This is a genomic window from Alterluteimonas muca, assembly GCF_021191595.1.
Classification (GTDB): domain Bacteria; phylum Pseudomonadota; class Gammaproteobacteria; order Xanthomonadales; family Xanthomonadaceae; genus Luteimonas; species Luteimonas muca.
This window is the reverse complement of record NZ_JAIWPS010000018.1, coordinates 1-13,277: the sequence shown is the minus strand read 5'-3', so window position 1 is coordinate 13,277 and position 13,277 is coordinate 1. Positions and strand designations below refer to the sequence as shown.

Genomic DNA, 13,277 nt, shown 5'->3' with positions numbered 1-13,277 from the left:
CCGAGCGAAACTGTGACGCTTTCCGCATAGCGGCGCCCGCGCTAAGGTGCGCCAGGGGAAGGGGAAACGCATGGGACGCGGCCGCAGTACCACCTTGGACGATCTTTCCGGCTTGCCGTGGCCGGTCCCGCTGGTATCGGGAGTCATCGGCTACTACGCCATCCGCCACGGGGTGCCCGCGTGGATGGCAAACCGTGGTGGCACGTTCGGCCAGGCATTCGCATCCCACGGCGATGCCCTCGCGCCCCTGGCGTGGATGGTGCTGGCGTTCTGCATGCTGGCCGCGCTGGTTTCGTTCTTCCGCTCACGGCACCGTCGACGCCTGCTTGATACCCGTGCCGGCCTCGACAGCATCGCCGCGCTGGGCTGGCGTGATTTCGAACGTCTCGTTGGCGAGGCATACCGCCGGCAGGGTTACAGCGTGGAGGAAACCGGCCTGGGCGGCGCCGACGGCGGCATCGACCTGATCCTGACGCGCGACGGGCAGCGCACGCTGGTGCAGTGCAAACGTTGGCGGCGCGACAAGGTCACGGTGAACGTCGTGCGCGAGATGTACGGCCTGCTCGCACACCACGGCGCGCACCAGGTGCGCATCGCCACCGTCGGCGGTTTCACCCGCGATGCCGCGTACTTCGCCGCCGGCAAGCCCATCGAGCTGATCGACGGACAGGCCCTGCTCGCGATGGTCCGCGAAGTCCAGGACGAAGCCCGCTCCGACAGGCCGGCACCTACGCGTACGCCTGCAAGCCGGATCGCACCTGTCGTCGACACCGCAGCACCCGCGATTGCCGCCATCCCCGACTGCCCGCGCTGCGGCAGCGGGATGGTCAGGCGCACCAACCCTCGCGCCGACACCACGTTCTGGGGCTGCACCTCATTCCCCAGGTGCCGCGGCACGCGATGAGCATCGTTGCCAAGCATCGCCGTCCTTCCTTGCTATTCACCAGGCAGAACCCGCCATGCGCTTTCTGATCGTGCTGCTGCTCATCGCCGCCGCGTGGGGCGGTTATCGCCATTTCCATGCGCCCGGGCCCGAGGCAACGCCCATCGCAGCGGCTGCGCCAGCACGCGCGGCTCCCACGCCTGTGATGCAGACACGGGTCCAACGTTTCAGCTGCGACGGCCGGCAGCACTGTTCGCAGATGCGCTCATGCGAAGAAGCCACCTTCTTCATCCGCAACTGCCCGAACACGAAGATGGACGGCGACGGCGATGGCGTGCCCTGCGAATCGCAGCATTGCGGATGAGCGCTCGGGCAAAGCCGCGCACCCGGCACTGTTGATTCACCACCAGAAGGAACTGCCATGCGGATTCTGTTGATCCTGATGCTTGTCTGCGGCCTCTACGGCGCCCACCAGTGGTGGCAGAAACGCAACGAGGCGCACGCGGCAGCCTTCGACGCGACCACCTTCGTCGCAGTCGAAATGCCGAACGGCGTGCAGCGCAACACGGTGTTGGTGCTCGCGCCACCCAACTGCCCGTCCGACCAGGCGCAACGCACCGAAGCCCTGATCCGCGACCTGGGACGAGCCGGCATCCCCGTCGTACGCGGCAGCGGGTTCGCCTTCGACGTTGAGAACCCGTCGCCCGAGCAGATCGAGCGCATCGACCGTGCTGTCGCCGTTTTCAAGCGCGGCGCACCGGCGGTGTTCGTGAATGGACTGGCGATGTCGAATCCAAGTGCGGAGCAGGCGATTGCGGCGTACCGGGCGAGCCGGGGGCGGCGGTAGACCGAAAAAGCTCCATCAGCAGCGAACCTGACGTCTTTAACTTCCTAATCTTGACTTCAAAACTTATGCAGATCAGGCAACTGTCGATCACTAATTTCAGGGGGGTCGCGGCGCTCGATTGGTCGCCTCACAGCGCTTTTTGCAGCCTGATCGGCGCGGGCGACGCGGGGAAGTCGACGCTCTTGGACGCGGCCGAAGCCGTGCTGTCGTCGCGCTGGTTCAGTTTTTCCGAGTCAGACTTTCATGGATGCGGCACCAGCCGCACGATTTCGATCGAAGTTACGGTTGGCGAGCTGTCGAAAGCGCTTAAGTCTGACGAGCGATTCGGGCTCTTCATTCGCGGCTGGACGTGGGAGGGAATGCTTCGAGATGAGCCTGAGGAGGAGGATGAGCCGGTCCTGACAGTGCGCCTGACCGTGGATGCCACGATGGAGCCCGTATGGGAACTGGTGTGCGACCGCACGAGTGATACCAGGACGCTTTCGAACCGAGATCGCGCGCTCTTTGGCCTCGTTCGGCTTGCGGGTGACGATGCGCGGCATCTGGGATGGGGGCAGGGCTCAGTGCTGGCGCGCCTCTCTGGAGATGCGAAGGAAGCCTCAAGCAAGCTTGCTGAGGCCTACCGTGTTGCGCGAGCAAGCGCGAAGCTCGACGAGATTCCGTCCTTGACCGAGGCATCTACGCTTGCAGAAGGGTTCGCCAAGAAGTTGGGCGCCTACGTGCAGTCGGGCTACGGACCTGGCTTGGGTTCTACCCCGAAATCACGGACGGTTGTGAAAGGGTTGAGAGCTTCTGATCCTGCCTGGCGAGTCTTCGCCGCATCCTCGGATTGTGGAACCGCTCGATGTATTCGAACACATCAGCCCTGGCGGCATCGGGTGTCGGATACGTCATGCGGTGGACCCGCTCGCGCTTGAGCAGGCCGAAGAAGCCTTCGCACGCCGCGTTGTCACCGCAATGGCCCACCGCGCTCATCGAGCACACCAGTTCGTTGGCCGCCAGGTAACGCTGGTAGTCGCCGCTCCGGAACTGGCTGCCGCGATCGGAATGCAGGATCACCGGGTCGCTGCCCTGACGCTGCCAGACCGCCATCTGCACGGCCCGGATCACCATCTGCCGATCCTGGCGATGGTGCATCGACCAGCCCACCACGCGCTGGTCGAACAGGTCCAGCACGATGCACAGGTACAGCTTGCCCTGCCGGGTCTTGAGTTCGGTGATGTCGGTGACCCACTTGGTCTCCGGCTCCAGCGCAGTGAAGTCCCGTTCCAGCAGGTTGCGCACGCCCGGCGGCGTCAGCGCGGGCCGGCCACGCTGCCCACGCCGCTTCGGCCGCGGCCAGCCCTGCAGGCCATCTTCAGCCATCAGGCGCGCCACCCGGTTCAGGCTGACGGGTTCGCCGGCATCGGCCAGATCTTCCTGCATCCGACCGGCGCCCAGCGTGCCCCGGCTGTCTTCATGCAGCTCACGGATGCGGTCGAGCAAGCGCTCGTTGTCGAGCTGGCGGGTGCTTGGCAGGCGCTTGCTCCAGTCGTAATAGCCGCTGGCGGACACCTGCAGGCAGCGGCACATCAGCCGAACCGGGAACTCATCGCGGCAACGTTCGATCGCCTGATACCTCAGGACGATCCCTTGGCAAAGAACGTCGCCGCTTCGCGTAAAAAATCCCGCTCCTTCTTCACCCGGGCCAGCTCGCGCTTCAGGCGGGCGAGTTCCTCATCCCTGGGCGTGCCGGTGCCGCCGAAGGCCACCTTGCCTTGGCTCTGGGCCTCTCGCTTCCAGCGGGTCAGCAGCGTGTCCCGGATCCCCAGCTCCCGTGCCACCTGAGCGCAGCTGACGCCCGGCTGGCTCGCCTGCTCAACCGCGCCACGCTTGAACTCTGCACTGAACTTCCTTCGCTTCGACATGAACACTCCTCATGGCCTCGATCGGCCTTCTCGTAAGTGTCCGTGAAAACGGGGGTGAACCCGTGCTCCAGATAGTCACGCGCGCGAGCCCATGTGCCAGTCCTGCAAACTTGGCGTTGGTGACTTGGGTGCGGGGTGATTGACGTGCGGACCAGACCTGTATGAGCGTCGGCGACGCCTTGCTCGTCGTGCTGGCGCTGGGCGTTGCCCTGTTGCTGGGCCGCGGCAGTCATTCGCTGGTCGCGGCCCTGCTGGTGGCGTCCGCGCTGGCGGTCTCGGCAGTGCTGTTCCTGCCGACGGCCATGCTGGCGGGCCTGGTCGGCATGGAGCGCGTCCACGGCTTGTACGACCTCACGCGCGCGACGCCGCTCGATCCGCCGGAGTGGGTCCATCTCATCGTCTTCGCCTGGCTCGGCTTCCTGCTGTGGCTGGCCCGCCGGGACATCCGCAACTGGCGCGGGGTGGCGCTGGTCGCCGCGCTCGGCGTCGCCGCGGAGCTGTCGCAATGGCTGACGGACGGGCGCCAGCCCAAGGTCGAGGACGCGGCGCTGAATGTGCTGGGCGGGCTCACGGGCGTCTTGCTCGGGTTGGTGTGCTGCGTTGTTGCGGCGCGGGTGCGCGGGGCAAGCGGGGAGAGCAGCGGGTAGCGACCCCCGAAGGAGGGCGCACCGAAATCCGCGAACTCGAACGCACCCTCGGCGTCACGATCGACCCCGGGCAGCGGCGGCTTCCCGGGAGGCCCGCACGGCCCTTCAGGCTGGCCTGCCGCCTTCCCACAGCCGCGCCCCCAACCACCCCAGCGCCCCCTCGTAACGCGCCCACGCCGGTCGCAGCGCCTGCCGGTGCAGCCACGCATGGTCCGCGCCGCCATGCTGGATCCAGCCATCGCGCATTGCGGGCTTGCGCAGCAGCGTGGCCGCCAGCGCCGGTCCGAGCAGCGGCAGCGCCGCCAGTGCGTCGGCCAGCGCGGTGCGGGCCTCGGGTTCGCGCCCCAGCGCCAGCAGCGCAAGCGCATGCGCGTAGCCGAGCGAACTGTCGTCCGGGTAGCGCTCGATCAGGGCCAGCGCGCGTGCGGGTTCGCCGTCGCGCAGCCACGCGGCGGCGAGCGCGCTGCGGCAGCCGTGGTTGTCGTGCGGGTTGAGCGCCAGCATCCACTCCATGCGGGCCAGCGTGGCGGCGTCGGGCGGTTCCGGCGCGGCGGCGATGGCCTGGGCGAGGATTCTCAGCGCCGGGCGGTTGTCGTGGAAGGCCCAGGGGATCTCGCGCCCGGGTGCGGCCTCGGCATGCAGGCGCAGCAGGGCCTCGCCGCGGCCGGCCAGCGCCTGGCGCAGCGGCTCCAGTCCGACGCGGTGGATGGACGCGAGCGCCAGCAGCAGGTCGTCGATCACGGTGAAGCTGTGCCACAGCTCGGGCTGCGCACGCAGCAGGTCGAGCCACGGCTGGGGTTCGTCCCAGGCGGGATGGCCGTCGTCCACGCTGAGGCCGGTGAGCATGGGGCTGGACGAGGGAAAACTGTGCGTCCAGTCGGCGAGTGCGCCGGCCAGCGCCCGATCCGGCACCAGCACTACCGGTTCCGCGGCCGGCCCGCTGACGCGGTGGCGCAGGGCGGGTGCCGGGGCGTGGTCGAGCAGGTGGGCCAGGGCCAGCAGGGTGTCGCTCTCGCCCGGCAGCCGGGTCATGGCGGCTTCGCCTTCGCGTGCGACCTGCTGCATCAGGCCGATCAGGTCGGCCAGACCATCGGGATCCATGCGCTGCAGGCGGGCGGCCCAGAAGCGCGCGCGCTCGCGGGCCCGCGCCTCGTCGCCCTGCGACAGCAAGAGGATGACTTCGAGATGCGCCAGGGCGGGGGCGTCGGGCGCCTCGCGCTGGGCGGCGCGGAAGTGGCGCCAGGCGGTGTCCAGGTCGTCCGCATCGGCGGCGATGGTTGCCAGGCGCTGGTGCGCCGCGGAGCGCAGGCCGCGGTCGCCATGGGCCAGCGCGTGTTCGATCAGGCGCTTGCGCTTGCGCGGGTGGCCGAGGTCGAGCCAGACATCGAGCAGCAGGTCGAACAGCGGTTCGTGCTCGACCGTCAGGGCGGCGCCGGCGCTGAACCAGGGTTCGAGCAGGGCTTCGGCCTCGCGCAGGCGGCCGGCCTGGCGCCAGGTGGCGGCGGCATGGGCCACGGCCAGGGGGTCGATCGCGCTGCCGGCCAGCTCGCGCCAGCGGCTGCGGGGCAGGGCGTCCAGCACCCAGGGCAGCAGGTTGACGCCCTCCAGGGCCCGGGTGCGCGGGGCCGACTGGCAGCACTGCTTGTACTTCCGGTCCGAGCCGCAGTCGCAGGGCTCGTTGCGGCCGGGCTCCGGCAGCGGGCGCTGGGCGAACCGCCGCTCCGGCAGGGGCGTGCGGGCGGCGATGTCACGCGCCAGCATGCGGGCAGCGGCCTGCTGCGCGGGGATCGGCTGTGCGGCCAGCGTTGGCATGGCCGCGGCCACCTCGGGCACAAGCGTGTCGGCCAGGCCGAACAGCCCGGGCGGCCGAACGCCGCGCACCAGGGCGCCGACGACGGTGGCGATGAAGGTCTCGAATGCGGCCTGCGCCTTGGTGTCGGGTGCGGGGTCGTGGTCGTGGGGGTCGTGGGCCATGCGGATGCGCGCTCGTGGGGGCTGTATTGTGAACTACGGCAGGCAGGGGGTGGCTGCGCGACGCGAAGACGCGAGGTCGCCCCTTTCCTCCACCTTCGCACCGCACTGGTTGCGAGAGGATCAATCGTCCCGGCAGGAGCGACCGCATGTGCTACTCGGCTCTTGTCCACGCCGAAATCAGCAAGCTCGAACGCACCCTCGGCGTCAGGATTGACCCGGACTGGTACGTCGAAGAGTTCTGGACGAAGAAGGGCAAGGACGCGGCGAAGCGCCGCAAGATGCCCCGCGCCCTCGAACGCGAAGCCCTGGCCCTCGCCCCGCCACCCATTGCCGCCGCCATCCGCGCCGCCGATCAGGCCGAGATCGACCAGCTCACCCAACTCGTCTTCGCCCAGCGCAAGCGCGTGGCCGACGCCGAGCGGGCACTGCAGGTGCGCGAGACGAAGAAGGCGCGCGACGACATCCGCATCGGCACCAACAAGGTGGAGGCTGCACTCCGGCGCCTGGATGAACTGCGCACGCCTCCCGCGCAGCCGGGCCTCGGCCGCATCTACCCCGGCTACTGGTGCCCGGTGGTGATCAAGGAGGCCGGCCGTTACGTCGCCCGCCTGATGCGCTACCAGTGCCGCCTGCCGGACTGGACCGAGGCGATCGAGCGAAAGTACCCGGGCACCTACAACGCCCGCCGGGACAACCTGGAGAAGTCATGGGGCCGCGTGTTCGGCCACGGCCACGGGGTGATGGTGGCCGGCGCCTTCTACGAGCACGTGGAGCGCGAAGGCCGGGACCGGATCCTCGAGTTCCGCCCCAGCGATGGCCGCGACCTGATCGCCGCCTGCCTGTGGACCCGCACCACCGAGGCCGATGGCAGCGAGCTGTACTCGTTCGCCGCCATCACCGACGAGCCGCCGCCGGAAGTGGCGGCCGCCGGGCATGACCGGTGCATCGTGCCGATCAAGGCGGAGCACCTGGACGCGTGGCTGTCGCCGGACGCTGGGAACCTTGCGGCGATGTACGCGATCCTGGATGACCGGGACCGGCCGTATTACGAGCATCGGGAAGCGGCTTGAGCCGGTGCCTCCGGGCGTGGTGGCGATCGACGGGGCAGCGATCAGCAGCCGGACTGGCGGGACTGCCGCTTTGGCGCGTCGCTGCGCATCCGTGGCGTCGGGGTGCCGGAAGGGGGAGCAGCACTCGATGCAGGCGAGGACGATCTGTATTGCAGACGACGACGGCTTCTTCATGCGCATCGAGCGGATCGATGACGCGCAGGACCTCGCCACCCTGCGCGGAAACATGGAACTGGGCCTCTCCAGCGTGGGACCCGCCGAGGACGTCGACGGGCATCGGTACGTCCCCGACGGGGCGGACGCCGAGGTGGAACTCTCCCTGCGCGCCGCCGGCGACGGCGTCAGCATGGTCACGCTGGTCGTGCGCATCGATGGTGGCCGCTACCGGGTGACGCAGCACCTGCCGCACCGCGAGGCACTTGAAGGCATCGCGCCGAGCTTCCGGGCGATGCTCGGCAGCCTGCGTACGACCGGGCCCCGGCCGCGGTCGTGATCGAGGGGGCGGGGTGGTGGCCTGACGCCACCAGCGGCGGCGGTACGGGACTCCGGTCCGTGGTGGTCATCTGCGGAACGATGAGTACAGCCGCTTCGAACTGGATGACGTGGACGTGGACCTGGCGCAGGTGCAGGTGCGGTTCGATTTCTGATCCGCGCAGGATGCTGTAACGGAAACAGGCCGGGAATTCCGGCCTGTTTTGATTGCGTCACCACATCAGGTCGTCAGGCACCTTGAACTGCGCGTAGTACTCGTCATCCTCGGACGAGCCCGCTGGCGCCGCTTCGCCCGGCTGCCCATGATCCAGCACGATCCAATCCGGCACGCGCTCGCGCACCTTGTCGCCGGCGCCGCGCGGCAGCAGTTCGTATCGGTCGCCGAGGCGCGCGATCACCAGCGCGCCTGACGACAGCTTCTTGCGCAGCTCGTCGTTCACCAGCAGCGTCCGGATCGCGCCATCGGCGGTGAACCGGTACTCGCTCTCGCCCGCGCGCGGCACCTTCTTGTCCTGGATGATCTGCCGCGCCTGGGCCTGGAGTTCGGCGTCGCGGGCCCACGTCGGGGCGACAGATGCGTGACATCATGCCGCGACGTTTGTTTTTTTGGCGCCAGAACATGTGCCGGATGCCGCGGCGCGGCGGGTTGGGCGGCCCCGAGGTCCGACCTGTCTCAGCCCTGTCGCTTGCCGCCCGGCAAAGGGCGCGCGGGCCGAAGCCCGATCCACGCGCCCCATTTCAACGCTTATGCCCAGTCGCCCCGGCCAAGCCATTTCAGCCCGGTAAGCGAGGGCATGAACATATACTCGCCCCCGGCCATGCGGTTGAAGGTGGTGATGCCGTCGATCCGGCGGCGGGCGGGTTCATCGGGGATGGTGAACTGGCCCGGTTCTTCATGCAGGCCCACGATCGGGTCGCGCTCGGTCGCGAGGTCGATGAAATTGCCGCGATTGACCCATTCCTGTTGCAGAAACTCGATCGTGTCGAAGGCCCGCGCGCTGATGAAGATGAAAAACAGCCCGCGATCCTCGGCCGCGTCATCGGCGGCGGTCACATCCGGCGTCCATTTCGGCCCGAAGGTCGAGGACCGCCGCACGATGCGCTTGATCTTCACATCCGTCAGAATGGTCATCTTGCCATCGCGCGGGTTCATCCGCCGCATATGCGAGCTGTGCGGACACATCAGCCCGCGCGCATCGTCCGAGAAATCAAAGTCGTTGTTGCGCATCGGATCGGCGCCCAGCTCAGGGTCGTCGCGCTCGGGCGCCAGCCCCAGCGGCGCGCCCGAGCGCCAGCGGCCGAACATCTTGGCGGCCAGCAGATGCTGAGCCTCTTCGTCCTCGGCATGGGCGCGCAGGTAATCGTTGAACGCGCCCACCCGGCTGATGTATTTGCGCAGCACGACATAGCTGCCATTGCGCCCGAAGGCCTCGGGCTGGGGGATGCCCAGCGGGCTGCCGGTTTCGCTGTCCTCGCCCAGGATGAACTCGCCCGGTGCGATGGCCTCCTGGTCGCCGGGGCAAGGCTGAACGCCGCTGCCCTTGATCGCGGGCTGGGCGATGCCGTCGCGGAAACCAAAGGGGTTCTTGGCCTCTTCATCGGTGCCGAATTCATGCGTGCCCAGCAAGGTGACGCCGCTGGAGGCCTCGAACTCGGCCATCGCGGTCTTGACCGCGCGGTCAAGGGCGGGCTTGTCCACCGCATAGATGGTCAGCGCGATATGGCAATGCCCGTCACGATAGGCCTCGTCCCAGTGCTCGGGCGCGTTTTCGCCCACATCGCGCAGGATGTCGGCACGCGCGGCCATGCCTTGCTGAAAGGCCAGCGGGAAGGTCTCGAGGGTCTCGCGTGGCACGCCCAGCGCGACCAGCCCGGCATGGCTGATGGCGACACCGGTCCAGGCATCGAGATCCTCGGTGAAGCATTCGGCCGAGGGGATATGCTCGGCCAGCCGCGCGATCAGGTCGCGCCCGCCTTCGGCCTCGTCGATATGCAGCATGGCGTGGAGGCCGACATAAGGTTCGGGGCGGTTGCGCAGGATCAGCGCCTGGATATCGTCCAGTTGCAGCGAGACATCCTCGCGGCGGAAACGGTCGCGGATTGCGGAAAGAACGCTCATCTCAGTAATCCACCGGCTCGGGTTTCGCCAATTCTTCGGTCAGCTTGCTCAGCGCAGCGCGGGTGGTGTCGTCGATGCCCTCATTGGCGTTCATCGCGTCCAGAAACGCGTCCAGCGCCTTGTCCATGCGCTGAAACCGGCGCACATCGACAACCGAGACCTGCGGATTGGCCACGAACCAGCCGGCGGCGTCGATCTGGTGCCTAGCGATGAAGTCCTTGACCGACGGGTCGGCAATGCCCGGCCAGCCCTCGACATTTTGGAACAGCAGATCCATCAGGCCGGGGATTTTCGTTGCGAAATCATTGATGTAGGCATCCCAGTCGCCGTCATAGGTGGTGGCGAACAGGATCTTGGTGTCGTTGTCGAGGAACACGAACCGCATGTCGTGCAGCGTCGAGACGCGCTGCGCGCCGTCGAAATTGCCGTTGGTCAGGTTAAAGATGCGGCGCAGCCGGTCGGCCCCGCCCGGTTTCAGCGTGGCAATCGCGGTCAGTTCGGACACATTGCCCGATTGCCGACCGGCCCGGCCCGCTGATTGCGCGGTGCCCTTCAGGTCGGGGTTGTGTTTGCGGATGGCCGATTCCAGCGCGATGCGGGCCAGTTTCGGCGCATCGGCGGCGACTTCGCGCACGACGCGGCGGATCTCGGCCAGACGGCTTTCATCCTCAAGGCGCGGGTCGCGGCTGTCGGTGGTTTGGTCGGTCATGGGTTCTCTACTGTTCAGTTGGGGATGTCGGCGGCCGAGCGCGGCTCGGCCGGGGTGATGGCGTTCAGGCGGTGGCGGCGGTCGCTCGAGGCCTGATAGACATGGCGGCGGATGCGCATGATCGAGCCAAGCGGGCGGTGCGCCTCGATGCCGTTCCACGGGCTGAAGGCCAGCACATCATCGGCCCAGACCCGCCTTGCGTCTGAAAACGTCTCTTGCGCGTCAAAGCTCAGCGTGGCGAGGGTCTCGAAGGGGGATTCGGCCTCGTCCCATTCGATGGCGGCATCCTCGATGGGCATCCGGTCCAGATCGGTGCAAAGCTGGGCGCGCAGATCGAAGCGCGCGGGCCGCTCGCGCAGGGTCTCGGCGACCGCGCGTTCGATCCCGGATTGCGACAGGTCCGCCATGTCCTTGCCGGTCAGCGCGCGCAGATGCTCCGAGGCCGGCGCGACCGAGATCTTGGCGATATAATCGCCAAAGCGCAGCGCACCCTGGCTGAAATAGGTCTCGCCCAGCAAATGATGATTGGTCGAGGCCAGACCTTGCAGGGTCGGTCCGGCTTCGATCCCGGCGCGTTCGGACAGCCCCTCGATGCCGCGCGCAATCGCCGCCCCGGCCCGTTGCAGGCCAGCCGGCGCAGCGGCGCGGCGCTCAAGCATGGGCAGCATTTGCTTGTATTTGGGGATGGTGCCAAAGGCCAGCGTCGGGATATTGACCATCAGGAAATCCTGATTCTGGCCGTCATCGCCTTCCAGAAGGCGCGGCCCCTCGACCCCCATCACCTTCAACGCAAAGCCGCGCGGCTGGGGAATGGAGTCGGGCCGCACCCCGCCGGGCGCCGAGGACAGCCGCACCACCACATCATGCGTTCCGGGCCGCGCAAAGATGCCTTGCGCCAGATGCGCGGGCAGATCATCGCGGATGGTGAGCCGGCCGACCAGAACGCCGTGGCTTTTGGCATGGGCGTCACGGACGGCGTGGCGGTGGCGCTCGAACTCCTCCATGTTGGCCTCGGCCATCATGGCGGCGATCTCTTCGATCAGTTCGGCCTCGTTTTCGACGGGCACTTCGATTTCTGGCGCGTAGCGCACAGGACGTGTCATCGCATTTCCTTTCGATGGACGGGCAGCCTCGGGCCGGCCCTGAGAATGTCTGACCAACAGTGAAGCCGCCGTGTTGTGCCCTGGTGGCGGTGTTTTTCAGCGCAGCGGACAGACCCATCCTGCCGTTTTCGTTCAGTTTGGGCGTGGATGGCGGTCATGCGCAGAGCGGAGGCGCTCGCAATCGGCGGATGGCGGCGAGGATGGCGCGGACCATCGGGCCGGTGACGGCCACCTCGGCCAGCAACATCCGTGAAGGTATGGTCTCCCGCTGCCCTCGCGTTCATGGCAGGGTCACGGCGGTGGACGCAGTGATTACTTTACCCAAAAAAACAGAGAAACCATTGCCGGTTTCTCTGTTTGCTATCGTGCTGATAAGTCAACTACACTGTTCCTTTCACCATTTCGATCATCTTTTTGGCGGTTGGGCCGGCAGAAAGCGGGTTTTGTCCGGTAATGAGGTTGCCATCCACGATGGTGTGTGGCGCAAAGGGAATCACGGTGTTGTCTATTTCGGCGCCCATTTCGCGCAGCACATCTTCCAAAAGATACGGTATGTGATCTTCTTTTCCCGTAAGTTTTTCCTCCGCATTGCTGAAACAGCTCAGACGCTTGCCTTGCAGGAATTGGGCATCCTGCTTTCCGGCAGAGATAAAGGCTGCCGATCCGTGACATACCGCTCCAATAACTTTTCCCTGCGCATGAAATGACTGAATGATTTTGCCTACCGTAGCGCTATCAGCTAAATCCCAAATGGGACCATGGCCGCCTGGGAAAAATACTGCCGTATACTCGTCAGGGTTGATAGATTCCAGTGGCAATGTATTGGCAAACTCCGCCTGAGCAGCGGCATCGTCATTAAACCTTCTGTTGGAGCTTGTGATATGCTCTGTCAGCTTACTCATTTCATCTACCGGCGGCTGCCCTCCTTTGGGAGAAGCCAACACTACTTCATAGCCGGCGTTTAAAAATTCATAAAAAGGATCTGTAAACTCGCTCAACCAAACACCCGTTTTGGTATCGGTATTCAGCATATCTGCGTGGGAAGTGAGAATAAAAAGGATTTTTTGCATTGTAAAGATTTTCCCTGTAAGCATCAATTTTCAGACCGCGTAGCCAGTAGGCTCGACCCCCATCACCTTCAACGCAAAGCCGCGCGGCTGGGGAATGGAGTCGGGCCGCACCCCGCCGGGCGCCGAGGACAGCCGCACCACCACATCATGCGTTCCGGGCCGCGCAAAGATGCCTTGCGCCAGATGCGCGGGCAGATCATCGCGGATGGTGAGCCGGCCGACCAGAACGCCGTGGCTTTTGGCATGGGCGTCACGGACGGCGTGGCGGTGGCGCTCGAACTCCTCCATGTTGGCCTCGGCCATCATGGCGGCGATCTCTTCGATCAGTTCGGCCTCGTTTTCGACGGGCACTTCGATTTCTGGCGCGTAGCGCACAGGACGTGTCATCGCATTTCCTTTCGATGGACGGGCAGCCTCGGGCCGGCCCTGAGAATGTCTGACCAACAGTGAAGCCGC

12 protein-coding genes and 3 pseudogenes are annotated in these 13,277 nt (G+C 66.5%); 7 read left to right on the top strand and 8 right to left on the bottom strand.

Features of this window, described 5'->3' with window-relative positions; all coding sequences use genetic code 11:
- Positions 1 to 70: 70 nt before the first annotated feature.
- From LDO11_RS15380 to LDO11_RS15980, 4 genes and pseudogenes are all read left to right on the top strand, one after another.
- Positions 71 to 904, top strand: coding sequence for a restriction endonuclease (locus tag LDO11_RS15380; protein ID WP_232142312.1), 834 nt, complete (start codon positions 71 to 73; stop codon positions 902 to 904).
- Between the two features lie 55 nt (positions 905 to 959).
- Entirely contained in the window at positions 960 to 1,247 is a 288-nt protein-coding gene (locus LDO11_RS15985; protein WP_232142311.1) for an excalibur calcium-binding domain-containing protein, read from the top strand.
- A 57-nt stretch (positions 1,248 to 1,304) separates the two neighbouring features.
- A complete protein-coding gene (locus LDO11_RS15370) occupies positions 1,305 to 1,730 on the top strand; it encodes a hypothetical protein (protein ID WP_232142310.1) in 426 nt (141 codons plus the stop codon).
- A gap of 65 nt (positions 1,731 to 1,795) precedes the next feature.
- A pseudogene (locus LDO11_RS15980) lies at positions 1,796 to 1,966 on the top strand (ATP-binding protein); the annotation flags it as partial.
- A gap of 514 nt (positions 1,967 to 2,480) precedes the next feature.
- On the opposite strand, the gene LDO11_RS15365 reads toward LDO11_RS15980, so the two are convergent.
- A protein-coding gene (locus LDO11_RS15365; protein WP_232142309.1) for an IS3 family transposase occupies positions 2,481 to 3,637 on the bottom strand; the annotation gives its coding sequence in 2 pieces (ribosomal slippage) (positions 2,481 to 3,397 and positions 3,397 to 3,637; 1,158 coding nt in all).
- Positions 3,638 to 3,798: 161 nt separating this feature from the next.
- Between LDO11_RS15365 and LDO11_RS15360 the strand changes: the two genes are divergently transcribed.
- Complete coding sequence (locus tag LDO11_RS15360) at positions 3,799 to 4,284, top strand: VanZ family protein (RefSeq protein ID WP_232142308.1); 486 nt, start codon at positions 3,799 to 3,801, stop codon at positions 4,282 to 4,284.
- Positions 4,285 to 4,389: 105 nt separating this feature from the next.
- Here the strand turns inward: LDO11_RS15360 and LDO11_RS15355 are convergent, their stop codons facing one another.
- The gene (locus tag LDO11_RS15355) at positions 4,390 to 6,258 is read right to left on the bottom strand and encodes an SEC-C metal-binding domain-containing protein (RefSeq protein ID WP_232142307.1); all 1,869 of its coding nucleotides are present in this window, start codon (positions 6,256 to 6,258) and stop codon (positions 4,390 to 4,392) included.
- 146 nt (positions 6,259 to 6,404) lie between these two features.
- On the opposite strand from LDO11_RS15355, the gene LDO11_RS15350 reads away from it, so the two are divergent.
- Together LDO11_RS15350 and LDO11_RS15345 are read left to right on the top strand one after the other, a co-directional pair.
- A complete protein-coding gene (locus LDO11_RS15350; protein ID WP_232142306.1) occupies positions 6,405 to 7,328 on the top strand; it encodes an SOS response-associated peptidase family protein in 924 nt (307 codons plus the stop codon).
- Between the two features lie 127 nt (positions 7,329 to 7,455).
- The gene (locus tag LDO11_RS15345) at positions 7,456 to 7,821 is read left to right on the top strand and encodes a DUF8580 domain-containing lipoprotein (protein WP_232142305.1); all 366 of its coding nucleotides are present in this window, start codon (positions 7,456 to 7,458) and stop codon (positions 7,819 to 7,821) included.
- 211 nt (positions 7,822 to 8,032) lie between these two features.
- Here the strand turns inward: LDO11_RS15345 and LDO11_RS15340 are convergent.
- The 6 genes and pseudogenes from LDO11_RS15340 to LDO11_RS15315 all read right to left on the bottom strand — a co-directional run.
- Positions 8,033 to 8,362 (bottom strand): annotated as a pseudogene (locus tag LDO11_RS15340) (DUF2058 family protein); the annotation flags it as partial.
- Positions 8,363 to 8,565: 203 nt separating this feature from the next.
- Positions 8,566 to 9,939: a Dyp-type peroxidase gene (locus tag LDO11_RS15335; RefSeq protein ID WP_232142303.1), complete on the bottom strand. Its 1,374-nt coding sequence runs from the start codon at positions 9,937 to 9,939 to the stop codon at positions 8,566 to 8,568.
- A gap of 1 nt (position 9,940) precedes the next feature.
- On the bottom strand, positions 9,941 to 10,648 hold the full coding sequence (locus tag LDO11_RS15330; protein ID WP_232142302.1) for a hypothetical protein: 708 nt from the start codon (positions 10,646 to 10,648) through the stop codon (positions 9,941 to 9,943).
- 14 nt (positions 10,649 to 10,662) lie between these two features.
- Positions 10,663 to 11,751 (bottom strand): catalase family protein, encoded by a 1,089-nt coding sequence (locus LDO11_RS15325; RefSeq protein ID WP_232142301.1) that lies wholly within the window; start codon positions 11,749 to 11,751, stop codon positions 10,663 to 10,665.
- Between the two features lie 380 nt (positions 11,752 to 12,131).
- On the bottom strand, positions 12,132 to 12,782 hold the full coding sequence (locus LDO11_RS15320; protein WP_232142300.1) for a type 1 glutamine amidotransferase domain-containing protein: 651 nt from the start codon (positions 12,780 to 12,782) through the stop codon (positions 12,132 to 12,134).
- A 69-nt stretch (positions 12,783 to 12,851) separates the two neighbouring features.
- Positions 12,852 to 13,277: pseudogene (locus tag LDO11_RS15315) on the bottom strand (hypothetical protein); the annotation flags it as partial.

Bases quoted from the DNA above. Each gene is read 5' to 3' on its own strand.
- LDO11_RS15380 (WP_232142312.1), top strand. From the start codon at position 71: ATGGGACGCGGCCGCAGTACCACCTTGGACGATCTTTCCGGCTTGCCG.
- LDO11_RS15985 (WP_232142311.1), top strand. From the start codon at position 960: ATGCGCTTTCTGATCGTGCTGCTGCTCATCGCCGCCGCGTGGGGCGGT.
- LDO11_RS15370 (WP_232142310.1), top strand. From the start codon at position 1,305: ATGCGGATTCTGTTGATCCTGATGCTTGTCTGCGGCCTCTACGGCGCC.
- LDO11_RS15360 (WP_232142308.1), top strand. From the start codon at position 3,799: ATGAGCGTCGGCGACGCCTTGCTCGTCGTGCTGGCGCTGGGCGTTGCC.
- LDO11_RS15355 (WP_232142307.1), bottom strand. From the start codon at position 6,258: ATGGCCCACGACCCCCACGACCACGACCCCGCACCCGACACCAAGGCG.
- LDO11_RS15350 (WP_232142306.1), top strand. From the start codon at position 6,405: ATGTGCTACTCGGCTCTTGTCCACGCCGAAATCAGCAAGCTCGAACGC.
- LDO11_RS15345 (WP_232142305.1), top strand. From the start codon at position 7,456: ATGCAGGCGAGGACGATCTGTATTGCAGACGACGACGGCTTCTTCATG.
- LDO11_RS15335 (WP_232142303.1), bottom strand. From the start codon at position 9,939: ATGAGCGTTCTTTCCGCAATCCGCGACCGTTTCCGCCGCGAGGATGTC.
- LDO11_RS15330 (WP_232142302.1), bottom strand. From the start codon at position 10,648: ATGACCGACCAAACCACCGACAGCCGCGACCCGCGCCTTGAGGATGAA.
- LDO11_RS15325 (WP_232142301.1), bottom strand. From the start codon at position 11,751: ATGACACGTCCTGTGCGCTACGCGCCAGAAATCGAAGTGCCCGTCGAA.
- LDO11_RS15320 (WP_232142300.1), bottom strand. From the start codon at position 12,782: ATGCTGAATACCGATACCAAAACGGGTGTTTGGTTGAGCGAGTTTACA.